Consider the following 4,124-nt stretch of genomic DNA (forward strand, 5'->3'; position numbering starts at 1 on the left):
CCCCCGCAAACGCCACGGCTTCCGCACCCCCGCCCACATCCTCGATGACATACTCACCCAATCAACCACTGTTGCATCGACCACGTGAATCCGCCGCCTGGGCGAACACCATTCGACTACCTTCGACCGCCCCTGGACCCAGCGGGCGATACGGCAAGGAGCTAGCCGGACGGGGTATTAGGTCAGGGCCGCAGCACCGATACCAGGAACTCGGTCTGGTCGTACACGGTCTGCTCGAAGACGTCATCGAAGTAGACGTCGAAATGCCCCACTGGATAACGCTTTACGATCGCATGTTTGGTGCGTTCGGCCGCGCGCAGCGTCGGCTTGGGCGGTGCGATGCTGTCGTTATCGGCGATCGCGTAGAACACCGGCATCTTCAGCGCCTTGGCCCGGCGGCCGGGGGAATCGAACAGTGTCGAGAAGGCAACGCGGGCGGCGACTTTCGGCTCGTAGGTCTCGCTCTCCTCGGCCAGCCTGCCATATCCCTCCGGCACATCCGGCGCGCTCATCAGCGCCGCCGCGCGCTTGCGTCCGGCCAACCGGATACGAACCGGCTTGCGCCGAATCGGGCCGATGAGCAGATCGGTTGCCGCGAGGGTCGCGACCTTGGTCAGACTGGTCGGCCCCTTCGCCATGGCCGAGGCCCAGCCGCTGGTGAACGGAACCTGGGCGACCACGGCCGCGATGTAGTCGTCGTCGGGTGCGACGGCCAGCACGTGGCCGCCACCGAACGCGGTACCCCACAGGGCGATTCGAGTGGCGTCGAAGCCGCGCAGCGTCCGTGCGTACGCAATGGCCGAGCGCCAGTCCGCACGCTGCCGGGCGATATGTAGTAGCTGGCGCGGCGCACCCTGGCTGGCCCCGAAATGCCGGTAGTCGAAGACCAACACGCCCATGCCCGCGGCGGCGAACCGGCGGGCGTATCGATCCAGACCCATTTCTCGGTTGCCCCCCAGGCCGTGCCCCATCACCACGAGCGGGCGGGGCTTGGGAATGCCGTCGGGGGGATACAGCCAGGCAGCGCACTGCTCACTGCCCGAGGGAAAACTGACCTCGACACGTTCCATGGCACCTCACCGTACTGTTTCGGTCCGAACTACTACCCCCCGACCGGTCACCAGTCAGGCCAGTGAACAAGGTACCCCGTGATCAAAGTAGGCTAAACGCTGCGGACGAGTTGGCCGGGCGGCCGCGGTGACGGGAACGGGCACGCGAGTGCTGCCGCCCGGCACCGAGGAAAGTCCGGACTCCACAGAGCAGGGCGGTTGCTAACGGCAACCCGGGGTGACCCGCGGGACAGTGCCACAGAAAACAGACCGCCCACGATCCTCCGGGATCGTGCGGTGAGGGTGAAACGGTGCGGTAAGAGCGCACCAGCGCCCCGGGTGACCGGGGCGGCTAGGTAAACCCCGCCCGGAGCAAGGTCGAAGGTCGCATCGTTCGCGATGCGGCTGCGCAGGTGTTCGAGGGTTGCTCGCCCGAGCCTGCGGGTGGACCGCTCGAGGCACCCGGCAACGGTGTGTCCAGATGGATGGCCGTCACCCGGTGTGAACCGGGGACAGGATCCGGCTTACAGGCCAACTCGCCCGCCCCCGTAATCCAGTGTCCACCCGGGGCATCCAGTGCCATGATGGAAGTGGACCGTCGATCCGGTATTCGGTGCGGTCAGGCACTTCGTACGGGGTGTAACCATGGATATTCTTGCCATTATCGGGGCGATCTTCGGGGTCGGGGCGATCGCGGGCGGGGTGCTCACCGCGATGAGCGCGCGCATCGTCGCACAATACGAAAAGGGGCTGGTTTTCCGGTTCGGCCGGGTGGTCGGCACCCGAGATCCCGGGCTGCGCATGCTGATTCCGTTCGTCGACCGGATGCGCAAGATCTCCACGCAGATCGTCACCATGCCGGTGCCCGCGCAGGACGGCATCACCCGCGACAACGTCACCGTCCGGGTCGACGCAGTGGTCTATTTCCGGGTGGTCGACCCGGTCTGCGCGGTGGTGGAGGTGCAGAACTATCTGTTCGCGGTGGGGCAGGTGGCGCAGACCTCGCTGCGGTCGATCATCGGCAAGAGCGATCTGGACAGCCTGTTGTCCAACCGCGAGGAGTTGAACAAGGGCCTGGAGATCATGATCGATAGCCCGGCACTGAGCTGGGGCATCCACATAGACCGAGTGGAGATCAAGGATGTCTCCATCCCGGATTCCCTGAAGCGCTCGATGTCGCGGCAGGCCGAGGCGGAGCGGGAACGGCGGGCGCGGGTCATCTCCGCCGAGGGCGAGTTGCAGGCGTCGAAGATGTTGGCGCAGGCGGGCGCCCAGATGTCGGAATCGCCGGCATCGCTGCAACTGCGGCTGCTGGAGACGGTGGTTCAGGTTGCGGCGGAAAAGAATTCGACCTTGGTGCTGCCGTTCCCGGTGGAACTGCTGCGCTTCCTCGACAGCCGTACCTCGTCGGAGCCGACCACCGCCGGTAGCACGTCGGCGGAGTCCGAGCCCACCCCGGCCGCACCGGAATCGACGGCACCGGAGATCACCCCACCCGAACCGACCCCGGCACTCGGTTCGGGCAACACGCCCGCGACGAGCCAAGACGGTATGCGCTCGTAACACAACGGGCGTATACCGATACGGGTACGGCGACGGTCCAGCGCCGTACATTCCGCATCGGTAGCACAACGTAAGGAAACCGGGCCGATGTCCATACTGATTCCAGTGATCTCGATCATTGTCATGATCACCGTCGGATACGTGTTGAAATACCTGCCCAATTACCTGCCGTGGCTGAAGGAATGATCAGCCCGAAAAGCTGATCAGCAGAGCATCTTCGCCATCTGGTAGATCGCCTGGGCCTCTTCCTTGGAGGCCTCGGCGCTGCCCTTCGTGCGCTTGATGACGTTCTGGACGATCTCGTCCTCGCTCTTGCCGCCCTTGATGTCCTTGCATGTCTCGACCAGGACGTCGCGGATCTTGGCGTCGTCTTTGCCATCGGCGAGCTTGGGGAAGGCGCTGCGGTAGCTGACGACGAACGTCCCCGCCTTGACACTATCCATGGTTTCGGAGCCGGCCGCGCTGGCCGCCGAAGTGGTTGCGGCGCCGGATGCAGAGGCGGCGGTGGAGGAGGACTTGTCATCGCTGCAACCAGCGATGAGCAGGGCGAATACGGCGGAGCTTGCCACGATCGCGGCGGTAGTTCTGGTCACGGAGCGGGATGCTAGCGGCACTTGGGAAACGCCGCCTCCCGTGTGGTTAACGGAAGGCGACGAACACCGCATCGGTGCTGGTGAGGTCAGAGCGGGTTGACCATGAACACCTGGGCCCAATACGACGCCTGCTCGGGACCGAGCAGCGGCATCAGGTAATCGAAAAGAATCGTTGACATCAGTGGATAACTCCCAATTGTCGACGTACGGGACACTTGCGAATGTGCAGGGAAAGGCAAACCCCGCCACGCCGGGGAACCCTAGCAGTCACGGTGTGGCGACGCCCGGCTCGGCGTGTTCGGTATGTCGCTTCCGCGGGAACTGGCCTTGAACGTGATCGACGTCATAGAGTAGGCGCCGTTGGTAAGCCCCGTTGCCGGGCCGCCACGAACCTCCCCATTCTTCGATCACGGAAGCAGGTCTGAAACTTTATGCGGATTGTTCGTTCACTGGTCGCCGGTGCGTTGATTGCCGGGGCCGCATCGGTTTTCGCCATGCTGGGCACCGGATCCGCCTCGGCGGTCGCGGTCACCCCGCTGGCGGGTGGGGTCCAGGTCGACCTCAACTCGGCCGACACCGCCTGGGTGCACCAGAATCACATCGGGCAGGCCATCGCCGGTCTGCCGCATCCGTCGGCGGCATCGTTCGGCGAGGCACTCGACGCCGCGGCGGACGTCTCGGCCAGTGTCCCGGGTGGACGGGTGACCTTTACTGTGTACGGTCCGCTCAATGAATTGAACGGCACCATGCTGGCACTGCAGTAGAAGCACGACTGCGAAACCGTGGAACTCCACCAGCGGATCGTCTCGGCACCGGTCGATTTCGGTGCCATTCGATCCGAATCCGTTCATTCTCTATTATAAGAAACAAAACATATCTATAGGCTTTATAGATGAAAATCACGATATTGATTTATTAT

Annotated in this window: 5 protein-coding genes and 1 other RNA gene; 4 read left to right on the top strand and 2 right to left on the bottom strand. The window is 63.9% G+C overall.

The window, feature by feature from the left end:
• Window positions 1–182 precede the first annotated feature (182 nt).
• The gene (locus ABZW16_RS43215; RefSeq protein WP_354961966.1) at window positions 183–1,070 is read right to left on the bottom strand and encodes an alpha/beta fold hydrolase; all 888 of its coding nucleotides are present in this window, start codon (window positions 1,068–1,070) and stop codon (window positions 183–185) included.
• A gap of 106 nt (window positions 1,071–1,176) precedes the next feature.
• Between ABZW16_RS43215 and rnpB the strand changes: the two genes are divergently transcribed.
• Both rnpB and ABZW16_RS43225 read left to right on the top strand, forming a co-directional pair.
• Window positions 1,177–1,592: RNase P RNA component class A (gene rnpB / locus ABZW16_RS43220), an RNA gene on the top strand.
• Window positions 1,593–1,694: 102 nt separating this feature from the next.
• On the top strand, window positions 1,695–2,612 hold the full coding sequence (locus tag ABZW16_RS43225) for a slipin family protein (protein ID WP_354961967.1): 918 nt from the start codon (window positions 1,695–1,697) through the stop codon (window positions 2,610–2,612).
• 203 nt (window positions 2,613–2,815) lie between these two features.
• Here the strand turns inward: ABZW16_RS43225 and ABZW16_RS43230 are convergent, their stop codons facing one another.
• On the bottom strand, window positions 2,816–3,205 hold the full coding sequence (locus tag ABZW16_RS43230; protein ID WP_354961968.1) for a hypothetical protein: 390 nt from the start codon (window positions 3,203–3,205) through the stop codon (window positions 2,816–2,818).
• Between the two features lie 431 nt (window positions 3,206–3,636).
• On the opposite strand from ABZW16_RS43230, the gene ABZW16_RS43235 reads away from it, so the two are divergent.
• Entirely contained in the window at window positions 3,637–3,969 is a 333-nt protein-coding gene (locus ABZW16_RS43235) for a hypothetical protein (RefSeq protein ID WP_354961969.1), read from the top strand.
• A 61-nt stretch (window positions 3,970–4,030) separates the two neighbouring features.
• A partial coding sequence (locus tag ABZW16_RS43240; protein WP_354961970.1) for an SAUGI family uracil-DNA glycosylase inhibitor occupies window positions 4,031–4,124 on the top strand: 94 nt, incomplete at its 3' end.

Source organism: Nocardia sp. NPDC004604 (genome assembly GCF_040609795.1).
Lineage (GTDB): Bacteria > Actinomycetota > Actinomycetes > Mycobacteriales > Mycobacteriaceae > Nocardia.

Bases quoted from the DNA above. Each gene is read 5' to 3' on its own strand.
- ABZW16_RS43215 (WP_354961966.1), bottom strand. From the start codon at position 1,070: ATGGAACGTGTCGAGGTCAGTTTTCCCTCGGGCAGTGAGCAGTGCGCT.
- ABZW16_RS43225 (WP_354961967.1), top strand. From the start codon at position 1,695: ATGGATATTCTTGCCATTATCGGGGCGATCTTCGGGGTCGGGGCGATC.
- ABZW16_RS43235 (WP_354961969.1), top strand. From the start codon at position 3,637: ATGCGGATTGTTCGTTCACTGGTCGCCGGTGCGTTGATTGCCGGGGCC.